Source organism: Massilia sp. Root133, assembly GCF_001426525.1.
GTDB lineage: Bacteria > Pseudomonadota > Gammaproteobacteria > Burkholderiales > Burkholderiaceae_D > Telluria > Telluria orientalis.
On the sequence record NZ_LMEW01000034.1, the window covers coordinates 167,471 to 190,018 of the forward strand.

Annotated in this window: 24 protein-coding genes; 5 read left to right on the forward strand and 19 right to left on the reverse strand. The window is 66.1% G+C overall.

Features of this window, described 5'->3' with window-relative positions:
• Positions 1–228: 228 nt before the first annotated feature.
• A complete protein-coding gene (guaA, locus tag ASD28_RS25230; RefSeq protein ID WP_056135177.1) occupies positions 229–1,839 on the reverse strand; it encodes a glutamine-hydrolyzing GMP synthase in 1,611 nt (536 codons plus the stop codon).
• Between the two features lie 52 nt (positions 1,840–1,891).
• Positions 1,892–3,352 carry an IMP dehydrogenase gene (gene guaB / locus ASD28_RS25235; protein ID WP_056135180.1) on the reverse strand — a complete coding sequence of 487 codons (1,461 nt, stop codon included), beginning with the start codon at positions 3,350–3,352 and terminating at the stop codon, positions 1,892–1,894.
• Positions 3,353–3,485: 133 nt separating this feature from the next.
• Here guaB and ASD28_RS25240 point away from each other — a divergent pair, with 133 nt between their 5' ends.
• Positions 3,486–3,953 carry a DUF4124 domain-containing protein gene (locus ASD28_RS25240; RefSeq protein ID WP_056135182.1) on the forward strand — a complete coding sequence of 156 codons (468 nt, stop codon included), beginning with the start codon at positions 3,486–3,488 and terminating at the stop codon, positions 3,951–3,953.
• 4 nt (positions 3,954–3,957) lie between these two features.
• Here ASD28_RS25240 and ASD28_RS25245 read toward each other — a convergent pair whose 3' ends face one another.
• Positions 3,958–4,257: an RnfH family protein gene (locus ASD28_RS25245; protein ID WP_056135185.1), complete on the reverse strand. Its 300-nt coding sequence runs from the start codon at positions 4,255–4,257 to the stop codon at positions 3,958–3,960.
• Positions 4,250–4,681, reverse strand: coding sequence for a type II toxin-antitoxin system RatA family toxin (locus tag ASD28_RS25250; RefSeq protein WP_056135187.1), 432 nt, complete (start codon positions 4,679–4,681; stop codon positions 4,250–4,252). The genes ASD28_RS25245 and ASD28_RS25250 overlap by 8 nt, the downstream gene beginning before the upstream one ends.
• A 101-nt stretch (positions 4,682–4,782) precedes the next feature.
• Between ASD28_RS25250 and smpB the strand changes: the two genes are divergently transcribed.
• On the forward strand, positions 4,783–5,232 hold the full coding sequence (smpB, locus tag ASD28_RS25255; protein ID WP_036228601.1) for an SsrA-binding protein SmpB: 450 nt from the start codon (positions 4,783–4,785) through the stop codon (positions 5,230–5,232).
• Positions 5,233–5,277: 45 nt separating this feature from the next.
• Here the strand turns inward: smpB and ASD28_RS25260 are convergent, their stop codons facing one another.
• From ASD28_RS25260 to ASD28_RS25295, 8 genes are all read right to left on the reverse strand, one after another.
• A complete protein-coding gene (locus tag ASD28_RS25260) occupies positions 5,278–5,682 on the reverse strand; it encodes a hypothetical protein (protein ID WP_056135190.1) in 405 nt (134 codons plus the stop codon).
• Between the two features lie 140 nt (positions 5,683–5,822).
• A complete protein-coding gene (locus ASD28_RS25265) occupies positions 5,823–6,338 on the reverse strand; it encodes an SgcJ/EcaC family oxidoreductase (protein WP_082577387.1) in 516 nt (171 codons plus the stop codon).
• Positions 6,339–6,423: 85 nt separating this feature from the next.
• Positions 6,424–7,161 carry a hypothetical protein gene (locus ASD28_RS25270; protein ID WP_156403845.1) on the reverse strand — a complete coding sequence of 246 codons (738 nt, stop codon included), beginning with the start codon at positions 7,159–7,161 and terminating at the stop codon, positions 6,424–6,426.
• Between the two features lie 82 nt (positions 7,162–7,243).
• Entirely contained in the window at positions 7,244–8,440 is a 1,197-nt protein-coding gene (locus ASD28_RS25275) for a multidrug effflux MFS transporter (protein ID WP_056135195.1), read from the reverse strand.
• 164 nt (positions 8,441–8,604) lie between these two features.
• Positions 8,605–9,291, reverse strand: coding sequence for a signal peptidase I (lepB, locus tag ASD28_RS25280; protein WP_056135197.1), 687 nt, complete (start codon positions 9,289–9,291; stop codon positions 8,605–8,607).
• A 99-nt stretch (positions 9,292–9,390) separates the two neighbouring features.
• A complete protein-coding gene (locus ASD28_RS25285; protein ID WP_082577388.1) occupies positions 9,391–10,359 on the reverse strand; it encodes a PHB depolymerase family esterase in 969 nt (322 codons plus the stop codon).
• Positions 10,360–10,414: 55 nt separating this feature from the next.
• The gene (locus ASD28_RS25290; protein ID WP_056135200.1) at positions 10,415–10,606 is read right to left on the reverse strand and encodes a hypothetical protein; all 192 of its coding nucleotides are present in this window, start codon (positions 10,604–10,606) and stop codon (positions 10,415–10,417) included.
• A complete protein-coding gene (locus ASD28_RS25295) occupies positions 10,603–11,760 on the reverse strand; it encodes a PepSY domain-containing protein (protein ID WP_056135204.1) in 1,158 nt (385 codons plus the stop codon). The genes ASD28_RS25290 and ASD28_RS25295 overlap by 4 nt, the downstream gene beginning before the upstream one ends.
• 105 nt (positions 11,761–11,865) lie before the next feature.
• On the opposite strand from ASD28_RS25295, the gene ASD28_RS25300 reads away from it, so the two are divergent.
• A complete protein-coding gene (locus ASD28_RS25300) occupies positions 11,866–14,040 on the forward strand; it encodes a TonB-dependent siderophore receptor (RefSeq protein WP_056135206.1) in 2,175 nt (724 codons plus the stop codon).
• Positions 14,041–14,122: 82 nt separating this feature from the next.
• On the opposite strand, the gene ASD28_RS25305 is transcribed toward ASD28_RS25300, so the two are convergent.
• The 5 genes from ASD28_RS25305 to ASD28_RS25325 form a co-directional block, all read right to left on the reverse strand.
• Complete coding sequence (locus ASD28_RS25305; RefSeq protein ID WP_056135209.1) at positions 14,123–15,046, reverse strand: SPFH domain-containing protein; 924 nt, start codon at positions 15,044–15,046, stop codon at positions 14,123–14,125.
• A 25-nt stretch (positions 15,047–15,071) separates the two neighbouring features.
• Complete coding sequence (locus ASD28_RS25310) at positions 15,072–15,431, reverse strand: hypothetical protein (protein WP_056135212.1); 360 nt, start codon at positions 15,429–15,431, stop codon at positions 15,072–15,074.
• Positions 15,428–15,850, reverse strand: coding sequence for an NfeD family protein (locus ASD28_RS25315; protein WP_056135214.1), 423 nt, complete (start codon positions 15,848–15,850; stop codon positions 15,428–15,430). Before ASD28_RS25315 ends, ASD28_RS25310 begins: the two co-directional genes overlap by 4 nt.
• Before the next feature lie 142 nt (positions 15,851–15,992).
• On the reverse strand, positions 15,993–16,328 hold the full coding sequence (locus tag ASD28_RS25320; protein WP_156403846.1) for a hypothetical protein: 336 nt from the start codon (positions 16,326–16,328) through the stop codon (positions 15,993–15,995).
• Between the two features lie 27 nt (positions 16,329–16,355).
• Positions 16,356–16,547 (reverse strand): hypothetical protein, encoded by a 192-nt coding sequence (locus tag ASD28_RS25325; protein WP_056135220.1) that lies wholly within the window; start codon positions 16,545–16,547, stop codon positions 16,356–16,358.
• Between ASD28_RS25325 and ASD28_RS25330 the strand changes: the two genes are divergently transcribed.
• Entirely contained in the window at positions 16,546–17,499 is a 954-nt protein-coding gene (locus ASD28_RS25330; protein ID WP_056135223.1) for a hypothetical protein, read from the forward strand. The two genes, ASD28_RS25325 and ASD28_RS25330, sit on opposite strands and share 2 nt — an antisense overlap.
• A 61-nt stretch (positions 17,500–17,560) precedes the next feature.
• Here ASD28_RS25330 and ppsA read toward each other — a convergent pair whose 3' ends face one another.
• Entirely contained in the window at positions 17,561–19,918 is a 2,358-nt protein-coding gene (gene ppsA / locus ASD28_RS25335; protein WP_056135952.1) for a phosphoenolpyruvate synthase, read from the reverse strand.
• A 370-nt stretch (positions 19,919–20,288) separates the two neighbouring features.
• Between ppsA and ASD28_RS25340 the strand changes: the two genes are divergently transcribed.
• A complete protein-coding gene (locus tag ASD28_RS25340; protein ID WP_056135226.1) occupies positions 20,289–21,137 on the forward strand; it encodes a pyruvate, water dikinase regulatory protein in 849 nt (282 codons plus the stop codon).
• A gap of 172 nt (positions 21,138–21,309) precedes the next feature.
• Here ASD28_RS25340 and ASD28_RS25345 read toward each other — a convergent pair whose 3' ends face one another.
• Positions 21,310–22,521: an EAL domain-containing protein gene (locus ASD28_RS25345; RefSeq protein WP_056135227.1), complete on the reverse strand. Its 1,212-nt coding sequence runs from the start codon at positions 22,519–22,521 to the stop codon at positions 21,310–21,312.
• Positions 22,522–22,548: the final 27 nt, after the last annotated feature.

The window sequence follows — 22,548 nt, forward strand, 5'->3', positions numbered from 1 at the left end:
CATTCGCGTCTTCAAACGCTTCGCAGCTCAGATTCAGTTCAAACGTGGGTCGCAGCTCGTCTATAAGCTAGAGCCATAACCTCCTAGTTAGCCCGACAATTGCCAGAACATCTGTGATGGCCGAGCTTGAGTAATCGCAGCAATTGTGGCTTCAACATCGTATAGACTGAAAAAGCTCGCCGAAGCGAGCCTTTTCAATTCCAAGATAACAATTTCCAGCAGAAAACCTCACTCCCATTCGATCGTCGCCGGCGGTTTCCCCGAAATGTCATACACGACACGGTTAATTCCGCGCACCTCGTTGATGATCCGGTTGGAGACCTTGCCCATCAACTCATGCGGCAGATGCGCCCACTGCGCCGTCATGAAGTCCAGCGTCTGCACCGCACGCAGCGCGACGACGTATTCATAGGTGCGGCCATCGCCCATCACGCCCACCGATTTCACCGGCAGAAACACGGCGAATGCCTGCGACGTCGCCTCATACCAGTTGGTCGGCGCCTTGCCGGCGTCGATGCCCGGCACGTGCGGCACTTCGAACGGGGTCTTGCGCAGTTCTTCGATGAAGATCGCGTCCGCTTCGCGCAGCAGGTCGGCGTATTCGCGCTTCACTTCGCCGAGGATGCGCACACCCAGGCCCGGGCCCGGGAACGGGTGGCGGTAGACCATGTCATGCGGCAGGCCCAGGGCGACGCCCAGCTTGCGCACCTCATCCTTGAACAGTTCGCGCAGCGGTTCCAGCAACTTGAGGTTCAGCGTTTCCGGCAGGCCGCCCACGTTGTGGTGGCTCTTGATCGTCTGGCCCTTCTTGCCCTTGCCGGCCGATTCGATCACGTCCGGGTAGATCGTGCCCTGCGCCAGCCAGCGCGCGGCCGTCAGCTGCTTGGCCTGTTCCTGGAACACTTCGACGAATTCGCGGCCGATGATCTTGCGCTTCTGCTCCGGATCGTTCACGCCGGCCAGGTGGCCCATGAACTGGTCGGATGCGTCGATGCGCAGCACCTTCACGCCAAGGTTCTTCGAGAACATGTCCATGACCATCTTGCCCTCGTCCTTGCGGAGCAGGCCGTGGTCGACGAAGACGCAGGTCAGCTGGTCGCCGATGGCGCGGTGGATCAGCGCGGCGGCCACGCTCGAGTCGACGCCGCCCGACAGGCCCAGGATCACTTCATCGCTGCCGACTTGCGCGCGGATCTTCTCGACGGCCTCGCTGATGTAGTCCGGCATGTTCCAGTCGCTCTTGCAGCCGCAGATCTCGTGCACGAAGCGGCCGATGATGGCTTCGCCCTGCGTCGTGTGCGTGACCTCCGGGTGGAATTGCAGCGCGTAGAAGCCGCGCTCCTCGTCGGCCATGGCGGCGATCGGGCAGCTCGGCGTCGAGCCCATCAGCTTGAAGCCCTGCGGCATGTCGAGGACCTTGTCGCCGTGGCTCATCCAGACCTTCAGCATGCCGTGGCCTTCGTCCGTGACGAAGTCGTTGATGCCGTTCAGCAGTTTCGTATGGCCGCGGGCGCGCACCTCGGCGTAGCCGAATTCGCGGACTTTGCCGTTCTCGACCTTGCCGCCCAGTTGCGCGGCCATCGTCTGCATGCCGTAGCAGATGCCCAGCACGGGCACGCCCAGTTCGAACACGGCCTGCGGGGCGCGCGGCGAATCGCCTTCCAGCGTGGAGTTGTGGCTGCCGGACAGGATCACGCCCGAGGCGCCGTAGTTGCGGACGAAATCGTCGCCGATGTCGTAGGGATAGACCTCGGAGAACACGCCGGCGTCGCGCACGCGGCGGGCGATCAGTTGGGTGACCTGGGAACCGAAGTCGAGGATGAGGATTTTCGAGTGCATGTAATTTGACGTTGTATGCAAAAACGCGGCCCGCAGGCCGCGTTGAAGGAACTTATTCGGTACGGTAGTTCGGCGCTTCTTTGGTGATCTGCACGTCGTGCACGTGCGATTCACGCATGCCGGCCGACGTGATCTCGACGAACTCCGCCTTCTCGCGCAGTTCTTCGATCGTCGCGCAACCGCAGTAGCCCATCGACTGGCGCACGCCGCCGACCAGCTGGTAGATGATCGCCAGCACGCTGCCCTTGTAAGCGACGCGGCCTTCGATGCCTTCCGGCACGAACTTGTCGGCCTTGCTCGACGCTTCCTGGAAGTAGCGGTCGGCGGAACCTTCGGCCATCGCGCCCAGCGAACCCATGCCGCGGTAGCCCTTGTAGCTGCGGCCCTGGTACAGGATCACTTCGCCCGGCGCTTCTTCCGTGCCGGCGAACATCGAACCCATCATGACGGTGTGCGCGCCGGCGGCCAGCGCCTTCGAGATGTCGCCCGAGTAGCGGATGCCGCCGTCGGCGATGCACGGCACGCCCGTGCCGGCCAGCGCTTCGGCCACATTCGAGATCGCGGTGATCTGCGGCACGCCCACGCCGGCCACGATACGCGTCGTGCAGATGGAGCCCGGGCCGATGCCGACTTTCACTGCATCGGCGCCCGCTTCCACCAGCGCGCGTGCGGCGGCGGCCGTCGCGATGTTGCCGCCGATGACGTCCACGTGCGGGTACGTCGTCTTGATCCATTTCACGCGGTCGAGGATGCCTTGCGAGTGGCCGTGCGCCGTGTCGACCACCAGCACGTCGACGCCGGCTTTCACCAGCAGGTCCACGCGTTCCTTGTCCTTGTCGCCCACGCCGACGGCCGCGCCGACGATCAGCTTGCCCTGCGCATCCTTCGACGCGTTCGGGTGCTCGTGCGACTTCAGGATGTCCTTGACGGTGATGAGGCCGCGCAGTTCGAACTCGTCGTTGACGACCAGCACGCGTTCCAGGCGGAACTTGTTCATCAGGCGCTTGGCCTCGTCCGTGCCGGCGTCTTCCTTGACGTACACGAGCTTGTCGCGCGGGGTCATCTTGGCGCGCGCCTCGGCGTCCAGGTCCTCTTCGAAACGCAGGTCACGGTTGGTGATGATGCCGACCACCTGCTTGCCCTCCACCACCGGGAACCCGCTGATGCCATGCTGCTGGGCCAGGGCCAGGACTTCGCGGATCTTCATCGTCGGCGGAATCGTGATCGGGTCGCGCAGCACGCCGGCTTCGAAACGCTTCACACGCGCCACTTCGCGCGCCTGGTCGGCCGGTCGCAGGTTCTTGTGGATGATGCCGATACCACCTTCCTGGGCCATCGCGATCGCGAGGCGGGCTTCAGTCACGGTGTCCATGGCGGCGGACAGCAGCGGAATGTTCAGCGAGATATTCCGGGTCAGCTTGGTGCGCAGTGACGTGTTGGCCGGGAGGACGTTGGAGTAGGCCGGGACGAGCAGCACGTCATCGAACGTGAGTGCTTTCTGGAGGAGACGCATAGTTTATTTCCTATAGGCGCAAAAGCGAATTATACAGAAACTCCAGGAAAACGTCGCAAGCTTGGCAAAAAACGACTGAAATCACCCATGACCGGCGATTGACAGTGGCCGTCCGGCATGGCGAAATCGGACCATGAACCGTTACTCTCTCCTGCTGCTGGCGGCCGTCGCCGTGTCCGCGCCCGCCCTCGCCCAGTACTCCTGGATCGACGACCACGGCACCCGCGTGTTTTCGGACCGCCCGCCGCCGCCCGGCACGCCGCCGGCGCGCATCCTGAAAACGCCGCGCGGCGCGGCGTCGACCGAGGCCACGCCAGCCGAGGCCACCAGGCCCACGGCCCCCACCCTGGCCGACCGCGACGCCGACTTCCGCAAGCGCGCGGCCGAGCGCGAAGCGGACGAGCGCAAGGTCGAGCAGGACGCGCAGCGCAAGGCCGACAACGACGCGCAATGCGCCGCGGCCCGCCGCAGCGAGGTCGTGCTGACGTCGGGCGTGCGCATCGCGGACATGGATGACAAAGGGGAGCGCGTCTTCGTGACGGACGAAGAAAAGGCGCGCCGGCTGGTGCAGGTCCGGCGCGTGCTGGCCGGATGCCGTTGACGCGTCAGGCAGCCGCCTGCTTCTTGGCCGCGCGCTTGCGCCGCGAATCCTTCGGGTCGGCCACGAGCGGGCGATAGATTTCCACGCGGTCACGGTCGCGCAGCGCGGTCTCCAGCGTCTTCTTCTTGCCGTAGATGCCCACCGGCTGAGTCACGAGATTGATGTCCGGGAACGCCGCCAGCACGCCGCTCTGCTCGATCGCCTGCCCGACCGTCGTGCCGGGTGCGACACGCAGCGGCCGGATGAACTCGTTCTGCGGCAGCGCGTACATGACGTAGACTTGCAATTCCGCCTGCTCAGCCATAGATCACCTCGGCACGCTTGCAGAACGAATCGACCATCGTGTTGGCGATCATGCCGAACACGGGTCCGACGAGCTGCTCGAGGATAATGCTCGAGAACTCGTACTGCATGTCGAAGTCGATCTTGCAGGCGTCGGCGCGCAGGGGCTTGAAGCTCCACGTGGCCTCCAGCATCTTGAAAGGGCCGTCGACGAGATGCATCTTCATCTGGCCCGGACGCTGGTTGTGATTCGATGTGGTGAAGCTCTGCTTGACCCCGTGGAAGTTGATTTGCAGGCAGGCCACCAGCTTCTCGTCGCTGTGTTCGAGCACTTTGACGCCGCTACACCAGGGAAGGAATTTCGGATAGTCCTCGACTTTTGCGACCAGATCGAACATCTGTTCCGCGCTGTACCCGAGGAAAACTGATTTGTGCACTACTGCCATTGGTCAACCGTTTGTTATGATGTTGGTTACGTTGCGTCGCGCTCGACATTTCAGAAGCGCGACGACGGTAGTTTAACCGACGCGCGGAAATTAGCGATTTCATGAGTATTATTGACAATAAAAAAGCCTTTTTCGACTACTTCATCGAGGACCGCTACGAGGCCGGCCTCGTACTGGAAGGGTGGGAAGTGAAGGCGATCCGCGACGGCCGCGTGCAGATCAAGGAAGCGTACGTCGTCGTGCGCAACGGCGAACTGTACCTGTTCGGCGCGCACATCAGCGCCCTCACGACCGCCTCCGCCTGGAGCCATCCGGAAGCCCTGCGCACGCGCAAGCTGTTGCTGCACAAGGCCGAGATCGACAAGCTGGTCGGCAAGGTCGAGCGGTCCGGCTACACCCTCGTCCCGCTCAACCTGCACTTCAAGGGCGGCCGTGTGAAATGCGAAGTCGGCCTCGCCAAGGGCAAGAAACAGCACGACAAGCGCGACACGGAGAAAGACCGCGACGCCAAGCGCGAGGTCGAGAAGGCGATGAAGCAGCATCGCCGCTGAGGCTGGCGCCGCGTGGCGCCGTCGCCCGGCCCACGCGTGCGTGCATTAGTAGTTCCGCCTGATATTGACGTTCGGCTCTGGCGTCGCGTCTACCCCGATCGATGTATCGTCGTCGGTCTTCAAGCGGCGGTCGTGTGACTTGTCCCGCATGATTTCGTTCTGCTCCTCACGCTTCTGCGCCTCATACCCTTTTTGCGCTTCTCTTTGGTTCCGGTCCTGTTCCTGCTGAGAGTAGGTTCTTTCATCCTTTGGAAAAATGTCGATTTTCGATCCGGACTGGGTCGATCCGGAGTCGCTGGATCCAGACTGGGCTGAATCGGAATTCGATGATCCAGACTGGGCCGGCTCGGACTGAGCCGGCTCGGACTGCGTACCTGATTCTGTCTGCGCGTTTGCAATACCCATCATTGCGAGCGACAAGACGAACACACCCCGTTTTTCGAGCATCATGACGTCCTCCTGTGATTGACCCGAATTAGACAGGCGCCGGTAATCCGCGTTCCCGACGGCGTCCTGGCCCGCGATCCCGGCCTTGAAAGGCCACCATGTCGTCGATATCGGAGCAGGTACGAGGGTTTGCCAGGCGCTGTTTAGTGCGGCGTTGCCTCCGGCATGGCCGACGAATGGTGGCTCGTGATCAGCCATTTCCCGCCTTCCCACCGATACGTGAACGTGTAGCGGGCATGGACCACCTGCCCCGTCGCGCCGAACGTGAACGTGTACAGGCCGGCGTCCACCGCCGTGTCGCAGGCGATGTCGACGAAGCGCAGGTCGATGACGCCGGACGGCCGGCTCTCCAGGAAGTGCCTGAAGTAGTCTTCCTTGTCGGCCGGCGTCAGGCGCGGCACGTTCGACACGGTCGGCAACAGGATCGAACGTGCAGCGTAATTGGCAACGACCTGGTGCGGATCGCCCGTCTTGAGCGATGCGTTCCAGCGGTCGAACAGCGCGATGATCTCCTGTTCGCTGGCACGCCGGCAGTGCCCGGGTTGCGCGTCCGGCGCGACCGCCGATCCAGCACAGCCCGCCAAGAAGCAACAGATCGCGGTCGGGATGCCGAGTCCAAAGACCCCGGACGCAAGCGCTTGGCGTGCGCAGACACGCATTGGATGCTCCTTTCGGCGACCATGCCGGTGCATGACAACCGTTGGACAGCACCGATGCTGATCCGTTCCGCGCCCGCGCAGGGCTTTACCGATAACTCTGCAATTCCCGCGATCCCGTCACCAGCGAGCCCGCGGCCGGCGTACCGCCGCTGTAGGCGATTGCCCGCACCATCTTGAGGGTGCGCGTGTCGCCGCCGGACGCATCGCGCCAACGCGTGGCGCTTTCCGTCCGCGTGATGCCGTTGACGGTCCAGGTCGTCGTCGACACGAACTTGTAGGCGCTGAACGTGCCCGCGGCGATCGTGATCGTCTCGATGCCGGACAGCGTGCCGCTCTGCGTGTAAGTCACACCGGCGCCGCCGTTGCAGGTCTCGGTGTATTGCGTGGCCCAGCCGGCGCCGACGGCCAGCGTTGCCGGTGCTCCCTGGTTGCCCTGGTACGTGCAGTGCGTGACGGCCGGGCCGTTATCGATCGTCATCGCGGCCACCTGTCCGGCCGCGTCGTACTGGAAGTCCGTCGGGTACAGGGTCTGGTCGACCGCGCCGGACACGACGCGGTTGTGCGATGGATCTTCTTCGTGCACGGCGAACGTGCCATCGGGATTGACCGCCGTGACGTCGTCGTCCGCCGTGCGGTGCAACGTGTTGTCCAGGGTGTCGGCCAGCTGGTCGGCATAGACGAGATGGGCGCCCGCTTTCGGCGGCACGAAACGGTAAGTGACCGTTGCCGCCGCCTGCGCCGCGGCGCCGCCGCTACTTCCTCCGCCCCCGCAGGCGCTCAACAGCGTCGCCGCAACCAGACCCGCCAATATCGTTCGCTGCATCGTTTCCTCATTCCACCAAGTCGAATGAGGGATTATTGCCGTGATGATCCCCGCCTGGCCACTTACGGATTGGTAACGTTGGTCAGGCCGCCGCCACGCGCTCCCGCGCCATCGCATTGCCCAGCTGGCACGCGCAGAAGCTGGCCACGAGCCCCACCGCCACGCCGCACGCGAGCTTGAAGGCGCTGTCGAACAGCAGCGGCGCGACGAGGCCGGACACGAGCGCGAACGACATCATCTGGATGAACGCCAGCATCGACGACGCGAGGCCGCGGTTGTCGGGGAACAGTCCGAGCGCACTCACCTGGATCGCGGGCATCGCGACGGCGAGACCGAACGTGTAGACCATCAGCGGCAGCACGGCCCACGGGATCGTCACCGTGCCGCCGGCGGCCGCCGTGTAGCCGACGTTCAGCACGCACGCGAGGAGCATCGTGCCGAAGCCGATGGCGCGCATGCGCGGCGCCGGGATGCGCGCGGCGCGCTTGCCGCCCCACGCGGAGCCGATCACCATGCCGCTGATCAGCGGGATGAACATCCACGCGAACGCCGTCTCGGGCAGGTGCAGGATCTCCATCACGAAGTTGGCGGCGGAGCCGATGTACAGCGACAGCCCGCCGAACGCGAGGCCCACGGACAGCGACAGCAGCACGAATTGCGGATGCCCCAGCACCTTCAGGTAGTTGCGCGCGATCGCCACGCCGTGGAACGCGTGGCGCTTCTCGCGCGGCAGGCTCTCGGGCAGCAACTTCCAGGTCGCGAGCAGCATGACGGTGCCGAACAGCGCGAGGAACACGAAGGTCGCGCGCCAGCCGAACGTCACGTGCAGCCAGCCGCCCAGCACCGGCGCGATCGCGGGCGCGAGGCCGAACACCATCATGATGTGCGACATGATGCGCTGGGCCTCGGCGCCCGTGAAGCGGTCCTGCACGATGGCCTGGCCGATGACGGAGCCGGCGCCCGCCGACATGCCCTGCAGCGCGCGGAACAGCAGCAGCCAGCCGAAGGTGGGCGCGAGCGCGGCGCCCGCGGAAGCCAGCGTGTAGACCGTCAGCGCGACCATGATCACGGGACGGCGGCCGAACGAATCGGACAGCGTCCCGTAGAACAGCATCATGAACGCGAACATGAAGAGAAAGACCGACAGCGTCTGCTGCACGGCCACGGGGCCGACGTCGAATGCCCGGCCGATGGCGGGAATCGACGGCAGATAGGTGTCGATGGCGAGGGCGCCGACCATGCCGAGGCAGGCGAGGATGACGGTGAGGAGTCTTTGCATATGCATGCCTTGAATAAAACATCGGCTCTGCAGGATGCGAGCGTCCGAAGGACGAAATTGTAGCGGGATTTACATCAACCGTGCAGCGCGCCGCCGTTCACGAGGCGGCGCGCCGGAACACCGAGGGCACGCAGGCGCAGCCAGTGCCGCCTGCGCGCACGCGATCAGTCGGGATGGTACAGCGACATGCCGAAACGCTCGGTGCGCGGCATCCAGTTGCCCTGGTAGTCGGCCGAGACGAGCACGCGTTCGGCGCGGCCCACGAGCAGCTTGCGCGGCACGAGGCCGATCACGCGCGAGTCGGCGCTGTTGTCGCGGTTATCGCCCAGCATCAGGTATTCGCCCCGCGGCACCGTGACGGGACCGAAGGTGCGCGGCGCCAGCACGTCCGGCATGATCTGGATGTGGCGCGGTCCGCGCGCGGCCTTGTCGCCCCACGTCTCGGCCAGCTGCAGCGCGCGCATCGCGGTGCCGCCGACGGAGTCGAGCGAGTGTTCGACGACGCGGTAGTCGGCACCCTTCCCGTTGATGTACAAACGTTCGTTGCGCATCTCGACGACGTCGCCCGGCAGCGCGACGACGCGCTTGATCAAGAGGGTGTTGTCGCGCGGGGAGCGGAACGTGACGATGTCGCCGCGCTGCGGCTCGCCCAGGTGCGCGAGCACGACGTTCGTCAGCGGCACCTTGAGGTCGAACGCGAGGCGGTTCACGAGCACCACGTCGCCTTCCAGCAGGTTCGGATGCATCGACGCGGACGGGATCGGGTTCCAGTCCGCGACCGCCGTGCGGAACACGCCGAACAGGACGAGAAACGCCAGAAAGCCCTTGTTGTTGCGCGCCCAGTTCTTCATTCAGGTCTCCCGCTCGTGGAATGTTCTTGTCGCTCTGCCGATGTTATACGCGCCTTGCCTTAACCGAGAATTAAGCCGCCCGTATGCATGCGCGCCGCGTCACCTGGATTTCGTGCGGAAGAAGCGCCACGCCTCGTCGGCGGTGTCGACGTCGTGATTCATGGGGCCGAGGATTTTCTTCAACAGCCAGGGCAGCTCCTCCTCCGTCGAGGCGCTGATATGGCCGCCGCCGTCGACGCGCAGGAACTCGACCTGCACGCCGGCAGGGTCCGGACCCCACACCATGCGCGTGGCCGTCGTCGGGTCGTCGGTGCGCAGATGCGGGAAGCGGAAGGTGGCCGGCGCGTCGGACAGGCCGTCCGCCTGCCGCCATGCCGCCACCGTCGCCTCCGCGCCGAGGCCCGAGCCGCGCCCGCGCGTGAGCCAGTTGCCGACCTCGCCCCCGCCGTACGGCGCGATCGGATCGCCCGTCCCGTGCAGGATGAACACGGAGACCGGCCGGGCCGGCGCCGCGCAGCGGCTCCTGGCCGGCATCAGGGCGCTCTGCACGCCGATGGCCGCGAGGCGCGGCGCGAGTTCGATGCCGAGCCGGTACGCCATGCCGCCGCCGTTCGAAAAGCCGAACACGTAGACGCGGCGCGGATCGACCTTGAAGTCCGTCACGGCCTTGTCGATCAGCGCGCCGATGAAGCCGACGTCGTCGGTCGTGGCATTGGTCGCGGCATCGCCGCGGCAGTCGTTCCATGCGACCTTGCCGTCGCTGCCTTTCACGCCCTCCGGTGCGATCAGGAGCAGGTGCTCGCGTTCGGCCAGCTTCGCCCAGTCGCGCGGCGTGTAGCCGCCGAAGCTTGCGCGGCCGAGGACCGCGGCCGCCGCTTCGCCGTGGCCATGCAGCAGGATCACAACGGGACGCTTGCCCGACGCGTCCGGCGCGCCCGGGTCGAGCACGAGGTAGCGGCGCTCGCCTTCCGGCCGCGCCAGCGTGTGCGCCGCGTACTCGGCGGCATGCGCCGCCGTTGCGGTGATCAGCGCAATGCATGCCGCCAGCCGTGGAATCGAACCTGCCATCTGCCACCTCCTCGTCGAATCGGAACGGCGATGGTCGCACGGGCCGGCGCGGCCGTCACCTCGCCGGATCGACAGGTCGCGCGGGGCGGAACGCGTACCAGGCCCCGACCAGCACCGGCAGCGCCAGCGCGGCCGCGGCGATCACGTCCCACACGCCGTCTTCCAGCAGCCCGGCGACGAGGCCGAACACCGTCGCCGCGCCCAGCAGCAGCGGCATGCCCCACAGGCGGCGAAACGACGCCGTCATCGCACCTCTCCTTCACGTGCGAGCGCGGGCGCGACGTCCGCCTGCGCGCGTGCGGTCCGCGCCGCCGCGCGCCTGCGCCGCAGCCACAGATACAGGCCGCTGCCCAGCACGATGATCGTCGCCACGTCCAGCAAGGCCCACACGAATTTCAAGCCGGCGCCGCCGTAGTCGCCGAAGTGCAGCGGCTGCGACAGCAGCAAGGTCTTGAGGTACCACGGCAGCTCCCTGCGGTCCGTCACGGCGGCCGTCTGCGCGTCGACCAGCACCGGCTGGTACAGGCGCGACGTCAGCGCCGCGTCGCCATGCATGTACACGCCGTAGTGGTGCGGCGTCGCGAACGGCGTGCCGGGGAACGCGATGAAGCCGACGCGCATGCCGGGCGCCACCGCTTCCGCATGGCGCACCGAGGTTGCCATCGACGCCAGCGTCGCGGGCGCGGCCTGCCCCGCGTACGGCTTCGTCATCCCGGCGATCTCCGTCACCTGCCATACCTTCAGCAGCACGTCGGCCAGCGTGTTCACGACACCCGTCGCGCCCACGACGAGCGCCCACGCGAGCGTGACGATGCCCAGCAGGTTGTGCAGGTCGAGCCATTTCAGGCGCGCCGTGCGGCCCTGGCGGACGGTCCCGAATTCCAGCTTGCGCATGAACGGCGCGTACAGCACGACGCCGGACACGATGGCCACCAGCAGCAACAATCCCATGAAGCCGAGGAACAGCTTGCCCCACACGCCCGCGAACAGGTCGACGTGCAGGTGGAAGAGGAATTGCATCACGCCGCCGCCCTCGATCGGCGGCTCGCCGGCGAATTGCGCGGTGCGCGCATCGATGGCGATGCTCTTGAAGTCCGGGTCGTTCGCGTGGGCGCCCATCGTCAGGAACCACAGCGACGGTTCATCCGGCTCCTGCGACATGTACATCATGACCTTGTCGGGATAGCGCGCCTGGCCGGCCGCGATCACGCGGTCGAGGCTCGCCGGCGCCTGCGGGGCCGCCAGCCGCAGCGCTTCGATGTCGTTGCCGAGCAGGTGGCCGATCTCGTGGCGATAGATCAGCGGCAGGCCCGTCAGGCACAGCAGCAGCATGAAGACGGTGCAAACGAGGCTGCTCCAGGTGTGGATCCAGGACCAGCGGCGAAGGTGTACGGGAGACATGGGAGAGAATGTTGCGGCTGAGCCTAGATAATAATAGTTCTCATTTACGAATGCAAGAACGCTCCGTATAATGAGAATTATTCTCATTAATCAAACAATATTGCCATGAAGCGCGTACCGTTCCCCCGCACCCTCCTCACGCCGATCGCCCTCGGCGCCCTCCTCCTCGCCGCCTCCGCCTCGGCCCAGACGGCTGACGACAACATCGCCACGGTCGTCGTCACCGCGTCCGCCGACGCGTCGGCGCAGGGCCTGCCGTCCGCCTATGCCGGCGGCCAGGTGGCGCGCGGCGGGCGCCTCGGCCTGCTGGGGAACGTGGACATCATGGACGCGCCGTTCAACGCCACCAATTACACGCACGCGCTGATCCAGGACCAGCAGGCACGCAGCGTCGCGGACGTCGTGCAGAACGACCCGTCCGTGCGCGTGGCGCGCGGCTTCGGCAACTACCAGGAGCTGTACGTGATCCGCGGCTTCGCGGTGAACTCGGACGACCTCGCGTATAACGGTTTATACGGTTTATTGCCGCGCCAGTTCGTGGCCAGCGAACTGCTGGAGCGCGTGGAAGTGCTGCGCGGCGCGAACAGCTTCATCAACGGCGCGGCGCCGGGCGGCGGCGGCATCGGCGGCATGATCAACCTGCTGCCCAAGCGCGCGCCGAACGCCCCGCTGAATGAAGTGACGGTCGGCGTCGAATCGGGCGGCCAGGCTTACGTCGCGGCCGACGTGGCGCGCCGCTTCGGCCCGAACAACCGGGCCGGCATCCGCGTCAACGCCGTCCGCCGCGACGGCGACACGGCCGTCGACCGCGAGCGGCGCGAACTGTCCGTATTCTCCGTCGGCCTGGACTACCGCGGCGACAACTACCGCGTGTCGGCGGACGTCGGCTACCAGGATCATCGACTGCGCAACGGCCGCCCCAGCGTGACCGTGGGTGCCGGCCTCGCGATCCCGGCCGCGCCGGATGCGGACAGCAACTTCGCCCAGCCGTGGACGCACTCGAACGAACGCGACACGTTCGGCACGCTGCGCGGCGAAGTCGACCTGGCGCCGCATGTCGTCGCATGGGCGGCGCTGGGGGCGCGCGAAGGCCGCGAATCGAACGTGATCTCGTCGCCGACGACGACCGACAACGACGGCGGCACCGTGATGACGCGCTTCGACAACGAGCGCAAGGACAACGTGCGTACGGGCGAGATCGGCGTGCGCGGCGACTTCGCGACCGGCGCCGTCAAGCACACGGTCAGCGCCACCGCGTCCGCGTTCGAATCGAAGTCGGACAATGCATATGCGTTCGGCGACTTCGCCGGCTGGCGCTCGAATCTGTACCGCCCTGTCGACGTCGCGGCGCCGGCCGCCAATGCCTTCGTCGGCGGCGCGCTCGCGAATCCGCTGCTGACCGCCAAGAGCATCCTGTCCAGCTATGCGGTGGCGGACACGCTGTCCTTCCTGGACGACACCGTGCGCGTCACGGCCGGCGTGCGCCACCAGCGCATCAAGGCCTACGGCTACGACTACAACACGGGCGCGCAGAACAGCGCATACGACGAAAGCGCCAACACGCCGGTCGCGGGCATCGTCTACAAGCCCTTGAAGAACGTGTCGATCTACGCGAACTACATCGAGGCGCTGCAGCAGGGCCCGACCGCATCGGGCGTCAACGTCGTCAACCAGGGCCAGATCTTCGCGCCATACACGTCGCGCCAGAAGGAAGTGGGCGTGAAGTACGACAGCGGCAAGCTGGGGATGAGCGCCGCGCTGTTCTCGACGGCGCAGCCGCTGGGCTATATCGAGAACGGCGTGTTCGGCGTATTCGGCGAACAGCGCAACCAGGGCCTGGAACTGTCCGTGTTCGGCCTGCCGATGCACGGCCTGCGCGTGCTCGGCGGCCTCACGCTGCTGGACGCCGAACAGCGCCGCACGGCGGGCGCAATCAACGAGGGCAAGGACGCGATCGGCGTGCCCGGCACGCAGCTGAACCTCGGCGCCGGCTGGGACGTGCCGCAGGTGGCCGGCCTGTCGCTGAACGCGCGCGCCGTTTACACGTCGCACCAGTACGCGGATGCGGCCAACACGCAGAAGCTGCCGTCGTGGACGCGCCTCGACCTCGGCGCCACCTATGCGACACGCTTGCTCGATCGCGACGTGACCATGCGGGCGCGCGTGGACAATGCGTTCGGGCGGCATTACTGGGCGTCGGCGGGCGGCTATCCGGGCTACGGCTATCTGGTGCTCGGCGCGCCGCGCACGTTCACCGTGTCGGCGACGGTCGACCTCTAACCCAGGCCGACGTGGATGGCCATGCCCACCCCCGTGGCGTGGGGCAGCTTGCGGAAGCGGCTGAAGTTGCCGTTGATCATCATCACGCCTTCTGCGACTTCACGATCGTCAGCGCCGACGCGATCAGGCCGCTCATGTCGCCCATGTCGGCCGGAACGATGATCGAGTTGTTCGTCTTGGCCAGGTTGCCGAAGGCGTGCACATACTCTTCGGCCACGCGCAGGTTGACGGCATCGATGCCGCCCGGCGAGCGGATCGCCTCGCCGACCTGGCGCAGCGCGCTGGCGCTGGCCTCCGCCAGCGCGATGATGGCCGCGGCTTCGCCCTGCGCGCGGTTGATGGCGGCCTGCTTCTCGCCTTCCGAGCGGGCGATGGCCGCTTCGCGCTCGCCGCTCGCGATGTTGATGGCTTCCTGGCGCCGGCCCTCCGACGCGGCGATCAACGCACGCTTCTCGCGCTCGGCCGTGATCTGGCGCTGCATCGAGTGCAGGATCTCGGCCGGTGGCGTGAGATCCTTGATCTCGTAGCGCAGCACCTTGACGCCCCAGTTGGCGGCCGATTCGTCGATCGCGTTGACGATCGTCGTGTTGATGTGGTCGCGCTCCTCGAACGTCTTGTCCAGTTCCATGCGGCCGATCACGGAACGCAAGGTCGTCTGCGCCAGCTGGGTGATGGCCTGGATGTAGTTCGACGCGCCGTACGACGCGCGCATGGCGTCCGTCACCTGGAAATACAGGATGCCGTCGACTTGCAGCTGCGTGTTGTCCTTCGTGATGCAGACCTGCGGCGGCACGTCGAGCGGGATCTCCTTCAGGCTGTGTTTATAGGCGATGCGGTCGACGAAGGGCACGACGATGTTCAGGCCCGGCGCCAGGGTAGCGTGGTACTTGCCGAGCCGCTCCACCACCCATGCGTGCTGCTGCGGGACGACGTTGATGGTCTTGATGACGAACACGATGGCGACGATGAAGATCACCAGCGCGACGGTTCCGAACGTGAATTCCATGGGTTTCCTTCCTTGAAAAGGTGGGTCAGGCGAGCAGTTCGTAGGCGACGCTGCCCAGCCCCGCCGCGACGACGAGCACGAGGCAGAAGCCGGCCAGGCGCAGCAGCGCGCGGCCCTTCTGCCCGGCCGGACGGCTGCGCACGAGGTAATAAGGCACGGCGACGATCGCGAGCATCACGACGCCCACGTTCAGCAGGGCCGTGCGGCGGTATTGGTGGGCGTCGCTGTCGAGCCGGTACCAGCAGAAACTCAGGAAGCTGAACAGCACCGTCGACAGGACGGCCCAGCCGTTCGACTGGACGCCCAGCGCCATCTCGCGCGCGTCGACGACGCCGAACACGAGGGTCAACGCCACCAGCAGGGTCAGGACGTGCTTCTTGGTCATGGATTGCCCACCACGAGCCGGCTGCCGTGCACCTCGACGATGCGGAATTCGCCCGCATGCGGCGCGACACCCTGCCCGAGCTCCACGTCCCACAGCGCGCCGCGGTACATGACGCGCGCGCGGCCGTTGTCCCAGGCGGGCACGGTCACGCGCTGGCCGATGTCCAGGTTGACGTTGCGGTCGCGCTGGGCATCCGCCCGCGCCGGATGGCCGAAGCGCGAGCGGTGCAGCAGCCCCGTCGCGAGCACGCCGACCACGGCGGCGGCGATCGCCTGCCCGGGACCGCCGGCGCCGGCGAGCGCGACGACGCCGCCGACCGCGAGACCGATGGCGATCATCAGCAGGTAAAACGTCCCGGTGAACAGCTCCAGGATCACGAGCACGCCGGCCGCTACCAGCCAGCCCATCCAGTCAGCCATGGTTCCCTCCGTGGTCGGATCGACAGATAAAAAACCCCCGCCGCCCGCTACGGGTGACGAGGGTCGCGTGATTGATATCGGGTTCAATGATCGTGTCGGTGATCAAATCGTTATCGCCAGTCTAGCGCGTCTGTGCGCGGAGTCAACGGTCCTGCTTCGGCTTGACGAGTCCGGCGTCGGCCGGCGCGGCGCAGGCGCGGGTGCAGCGCAGGTAGGCGTCGTCGCAATTGCCCGCCTTGCCGATCCGGCGCGATTGCGTGCCCGCATTGCCGAGCGCCCGCGCCGCTTCCGAAGGCACCTGCTCCTGTGCCGCGCGCGCCATCGGGTTTTTCTCGGGCAGGTCGAGCAGCGAGCCGCCGTCTTCCCGGGCCAGCTCCTCCGCATTCGCCCGGCATTCGCGCTTCTCGGCGCTGCACATCGACTTGCACAGGCTGGCATCGGCGGCATGACCCGCCCCTGCCCACAGTGCTCCCATCATGATTGTCAACCAGGCCAGGCGCTTCATTCACATCCTCGACAAAACTATTTGCCAAAGTGTAACGTTTTTCCGTAACAAGTCAACAACTTGTTGCTTCAGGCTCAACATCGTGCCCGCGTTGATGCATATCGCGTCGTGACCCGCTTGCCGCGGAAAATCAATTGCCATGCGGAAATCAACGCCAATAATGCGATGCATCGCCTTCTGGAGATCCGCCATGTTCCGACGCCTGCTCGCCGCCTTCCGCACCCGCACGACCGCCGCCGCCCCGGCGCCCGCCATCGACGATGTCATCACGGCCTGTGACGAACACGGCCGCCAGGTGGTCATGTCGCGCGAGGAATGGCGCGACAAGGTGCTGCATCCGCAACTCAAGCAGCATTGGGACACGGCGGACGCGTTGTACGACACCATCCTTACCGCGCTGTCCGACGGCTTCGCGCCCGAGTTGCTGACGGCGGCCGCGCGCCTCGTCGAGATCGACGGCCTGCCGGAACGCAGCCATGTCGCGCACGGTATCGTGCTGCTGGAAAGCGGCAGGCACGACGAGGCCGAGGCCGTGCTGCAGGCCGGCATCCGGACCTGCGGCGAGACGGCCGCGCTGCTCACCAACCTGGCCAAGGTGAAGCACGACCGGGAAGACTCGGCCGGCGCGTCCGACCTGTTGCGGCGTGCCATCCGGCTCGACCCGAACTTCGAGCACGGGTTGAACGGCTGGCTGGCCGTCGAGCGCGCGCGCGCGGGCGAAGCGGGCTTCCTGCAGGCGCTGCAGGAGGCGTGCGCCCTCCCCCGCAGCTGGCGCGCGCGGCTCCTGCTGGCCCGGCACCATCTCGCCGCCGGCGACCTCCCGGCGGCGCGCGAGCAGTACACGGCCGTGCTGGCCGAGGAGGACGTGGACGGCAGCGCCCTGATGACGATGGCGGCCGACCTGGGGCAGTATGGCCACACGGGCCTGATCGTCACGCTCGTCGGCCCCGTCTACGACCCCACCCGGCACGGTCCGCAGGCCGCTTTCCACCTGCTGCGCGCCTGCCTGGAAACGGAGCGCGTGGCCGAAGGCGAGGCGCTGCTGGGGCGCCTGCGCGCCGTTTCGCCGCCGCCTCTTGCACGCCACCTGGATGAGTTTGAACGCGCGTTCCACCAATTGCACGGATCGGAAGCCCACGCATGAAAAAAGCCGCTGCAAGGTGACCAGCACCTCGCAGCGGCTTTTCATAGGCAGCCGGCGACGCTTACTTCATCGACGCCAGCTTCTGCCACGTATCGATCACCGAGTCCGGATTCAGCGACATCGACTCGATCCCCTGCTCCATCAGCCACACGGCGAAGTCCAGGTTGTCCGACGGGCCCTGGCCGCAGATGCCCACGTACTTGCCCTTCGCGCGGCAGGCCTTGATCGCCAGGGTCAGCATGGCTTTCACGGCCGGGTCGCGCTCGTCGAAGTCCTTGGCCAGCAGTTCCATGCCGGAGTCGCGGTCCAGGCCCAGCGTGAGCTGCGTGAGGTCGTTCGAACCGATCGAGAAGCCGTCGAAGTACTCCAGGAACTGCTCGGCCAGGATGGCGTTCGACGGCACTTCGCACATCATGATGACGCGCAGGCCGTTCTCGCCGCGCTTCAGGCCGTACTTCGCCAGCAGCGCGATGACCTTTTCGGCCTGGCCCAGCGTGCGCACGAACGGGATCATGATCTCGACGTTGGTGAGGCCCATCTCGTCGCGCACGCGCTTCATGGCCATGCATTCCATCTCGAACGACTCGGCGAAGTCCTCGGCCAGGTAGCGCGCGGCGCCGCGGAAGCCCAGCATCGGATTTTCCTCGTCCGGCTCGTAGCGCGAACCGCCGATCAGCTTCTTGTACTCGTTCGACTTGAAGTCGGACAGGCGCACGATGACGGGCTTCGGCCAGAACGCGGCGGCGATCGTCGCGACGCCTTCGGCCAGCTTGTCGACGTAGAACGCGCGCGGCGACGCGTGGCCGCGGGCGACCGACTCGACGGCCTTTTTCAGGTCGTTGTCGATGTTCGGGTACTCGAGGATCGCCTTCGGGTGCACGCCGATGTTGTTGTTGATGATGAACTCCAGGCGGGCCAGGCCCACGCCGCTGTTCGGGATCGACTGGAAGTCGAACGCGAGCTGCGGGTTACCGACGTTCATCATGATCTTGGTCGGGATGGCCGGCAGGTCGCCGCGCGCCGATTCCGTCACTTCCGTTTCCAGCAGGCCGTCGTAGATCCGGCCCTCGTCGCCTTCGGCGCAGGACACGGTCACGAACGTGCCGTCCTTCAGCGTTTCCGTCGCGTCGCCGCAGCCGACGACGGCCGGCACGCCCAGTTCACGGGCGATGATCGCCGCGTGGCACGTGCGGCCGCCACGGTTCGTCACGATGGCGGAGGCGCGCTTCATCACGGGCTCCCAGTTCGGGTCCGTCATGTCGGCGACCAGCACGTCCCCCGGCTGCACTCTTTCCATCTCGGACGGGTCGTTGATGACGCGCACCGGACCGGCGCCGATCTTCTGGCCGATGGCGCGGCCCGAGGTCAGCACGGTGCCCGTGCCCTTCAGCTTGAAGCGCTGCTGGGAATCCGTCGCCTTCTGCTGCGACTTCACGGTTTCCGGCCTGGCCTGCAGGATGTACAGCTTGCCGTCGCGGCCATCCTTGCCCCACTCGATGTCCATCGGGCGCTGGTAGTGCTTCTCGATGATGACGGCATATTTCGCCAGCTCGACGACTTCCTCGTCGGTCAGCGAATAGCGGTTGCGCTGCTCGATGGGCACGTCGACGGTCTGCACGGAGCGGCCGGCCTTGGCTTCCTTCGTGAACTCCATCTTGATCAGCTTGGAACCGATGTTCTTGCGGATGACGGGCTTCTTGCCCTGTTCCAGCATCGGCTTGTGCACGTAGAACTCGTCCGGGTTGACGGCGCCCTGCACGACGGTCTCGCCCAGGCCGTAGCTCGACGTGACGAACACGACGTCCTTGAAGCCGGATTCCGTGTCGATCGTGAACATGACGCCGGCGGCGCCCGTGTCGGAACGGACCATGCGCTGCACGCCGGCCGACAGCGCGACTTCGGCGTGGGTGAAGCCTTTATGGACGCGGTACGAGATCGCGCGATCGTTGTACAGCGACGCGAACACGTGCTTCATCGCTTCCAGCACGTTGTCGATGCCGACGACGTTCAGGAACGTCTCCTGCTGGCCCGCGAACGAGGCGTCCGGCAGGTCTTCCGCGGTGGCGGACGAGCGCACGGCGAACGACACTTCCGTGTCCGAATCGGCCACGAGGCGGTCGTAGAAGGCTTCGATTTCGGCCTGCAGGCGCGGCTGGAACGGGGTGTCGATGATCCACTGGCGGATCTCTGCACCCGCGGTGGCCAGTGAACGTACGTCGTCGATGTCCAGGCCTTCCAGGCGCCGGGCAATGCGGTCACCGAGAGAGGGACCGCCGTCGACCGAGTGGTTCAGGAAGTCGCGGAAGGCCTGGGCCGTGGTGGCGAAGCCGCCCGGCACGCGCACGCCGGCCTCGGCCAGCTGGCTGATCATCTCGCCGAGCGACGCGTTCTTGCCGCCGACCGACTCGACGTCGGTCATGCGCAGGGTCTCGAACGAGGCGACGTAGACCGCTTCGCTCGCGCCGGCCGCTGTGGGATCGGGCGCCTTCAATACTGCATTCGACAGGTTAGTCATGGTAAAACACCTTTTTGATGATGGAAATCTGTACGGCGGATGCGCCGACGGCCGGATGACGGACGAGCCTGGCTAGGCAGCGGCGGCGCGCCGAGCAATCGTTGCTCAAGGCGGGCTTCGCGCGGCAGGCTGGTCGAGTTTCCGGGGGATTTCTTGTTATTCTTGGCGTCGTAAAGCACAATCCAACAACCCGTTCCCGAGCATTTTACCGCGCGCGCCCGGGTTTCACAGCCCAACCAGCTGCAACTTTGTCATTATCTGTCTAAAAAACATCATGTCTTTCGCTAACACCCCAGGCAGTCCGGGCGCCGCGCGCACCGTTTTCTTCGTTTCCGACGGCACGGGCATCACGGCGGAAACCTTCGGCCACGCGGTGCTGAGCCAGTTCGAGATGCGCTTCCGGCAGATCCGCCTGCCCTTCATCGACACGATCGACAAAGCCTACGCGGCCGCCCGCCGCATCAACGACGCGGCGATCGCCGACAACCAGCGCCCGATCGTGTTTTCCACGCTCGTGAAACACGACCTGTCGGCCGTGATCCGCGCGGCCCAGGGCATGCACATGGACCTGTTCCAGACGTTCGTCGCCCCGCTCGAGCAGGAATTGCGGGTGAAGTCGACGCACACGATCGGCCGCATCCACAACGTCGTCGACACGGAGGAGTACAAAAACCGCATCGAGGCCATCAACTTCTCGCTGGCGCACGACGACGGCCAGTCGCACAAGAACCTGGCGGACGCGGACGTGATCCTCGTGGGCGTGTCGCGCTCGGGCAAGACGCCGACCAGCCTGTACCTGGCGATGCAGTACGGAATCAAGGCGGCGAACTACCCGCTGATCCCGGACGATTTCGAACGCAACAAGCTGCCGTCGGCGCTGCCGCAGTTCAAGCACAAGATCTTCGGCCTGACGATCACGCCGGAACGCCTGTCCGAGATCCGCAACGAGCGGCGCGCGGGCAGCAAGTATGCGTCGCTGGAGAATTGCCGCTACGAGGTGAACGAGGCGGAGCAGCTGATGCGGCGCGAGGGGATCCGGTGGCTGTCGTCGACCACCAAGTCGATCGAAGAGATCGCGACGACCATCCTCCAGGAGATCAAGCCGGACCGCCGCGAATACTAGTAACGCAGGGGTCAGCGCAGGGGTCAGCGCAGGGGTCAGCGCAGGGGTCAGAGCCCGGTGTTTCTTTTGGGGCTCTGACCCCGGTTCAAACCCGCGGCGCGTCCGAACACCGGGATCAGAGCCCAACCAGCAACACCGGGCTCTGACCCCTCTTCGGGCTCTGACCCCTCTTCTAGAAGAAGTGGCGCCAGTCTTCCAGCCAGCCGGGAAATTCGTCGGCCGGCATCGGATTGGCGATGTGGTAGCCCTGCGCATACGTGCACCCGAGCCCCTGCAGGAAATCCCAGTCCTGCCGCGTCTCCACGCCGACGGCGACGGACATGCGATCGAGGCTGTGCGCCAGCCCGAGGCACGATTTCAGCACGGTGCCCAGCTGGCGCTTCTTCGACGCGCCGTCCACGAACGAACGGTCGATCTTGAGTTCCGAGAACGGGATGCGCGCCAGGATCTGCAGGTTCGAGCGCCCCGTGCCGTAGTCGTCGACCGCGAGGCCGAAGCCCATCATGCGCAGGCGCACGAGGCGTTCGATGAAGTCGGCGTCGAAGCTGAGGATAGCGGTTTCCGTCATCTCGAACGTCAGATAGTCCGGCAGCACGCCGTGGCGCTGCATCGTCGACGTCACCTGGCGGACGAAATGCGGATGCGCCAGCGTCTCCGGCGCCAGGTTCAGGGAAATCGAGATCGGGATGCCCTGGTCATGGTAGCGGCGGCACCGTTCCACCGACATTTCCAGCATCGTCCAGTCGAGGAAGTCGACGCGGTTGTTCGCTTCCAGCGCGCCGATGAAGGACGACGGCCCGAGCACGCCGTGCTCGGGATGGCGCCAGCGGGCGAACGTCTCCAGGCCTTTCACCTGGCCCGTCGCCAGTTCGATCTTGGGCTGGAAGAACGGCTCGAACTGGCGCTTCTGCAGGCCCATGCCCACTTCCGCGAACGTGAAGCTGGGGCCGGGCGCTGCCGCCGGCGCGCGCCGCGGCGCCTGGTAATTGTCCAGCAAGGCCTTGAGTTTCGTGCTCGTGACGGGCTTGGCGGCGGTGCCCAGCAGGTCGACGCCATGCGCCTGCGCGAGGCTCTCGACGGAGAACAGCACGCTTGCCGGCTGGGCGCCGACGACGATCAGCCGCACTTCGGACTTCAGCGCGGCGATCGCGCGCAGCAGCTCCAGGCCGTCCATGCCGCCCAGGTCGAGGTCGATGACGGCGACGTCGATCTTCGGGGTAAAACCCGCCTGCAGGGTGCGCAGCGCCATCGGGCCGTCCGGCACGTCGGTGACGCGCGTGGCGCCCACCTGGCCGAGCGCCTCGATCAGCGCGCGGCGCTGCACCGGGTCCGCTTCCGCGACCAGGAAGTGCAAAGAGTGCAACTGCGTTTGCCCCATGTCCATCATGACTCCGTCTTGACCTGCACGAAG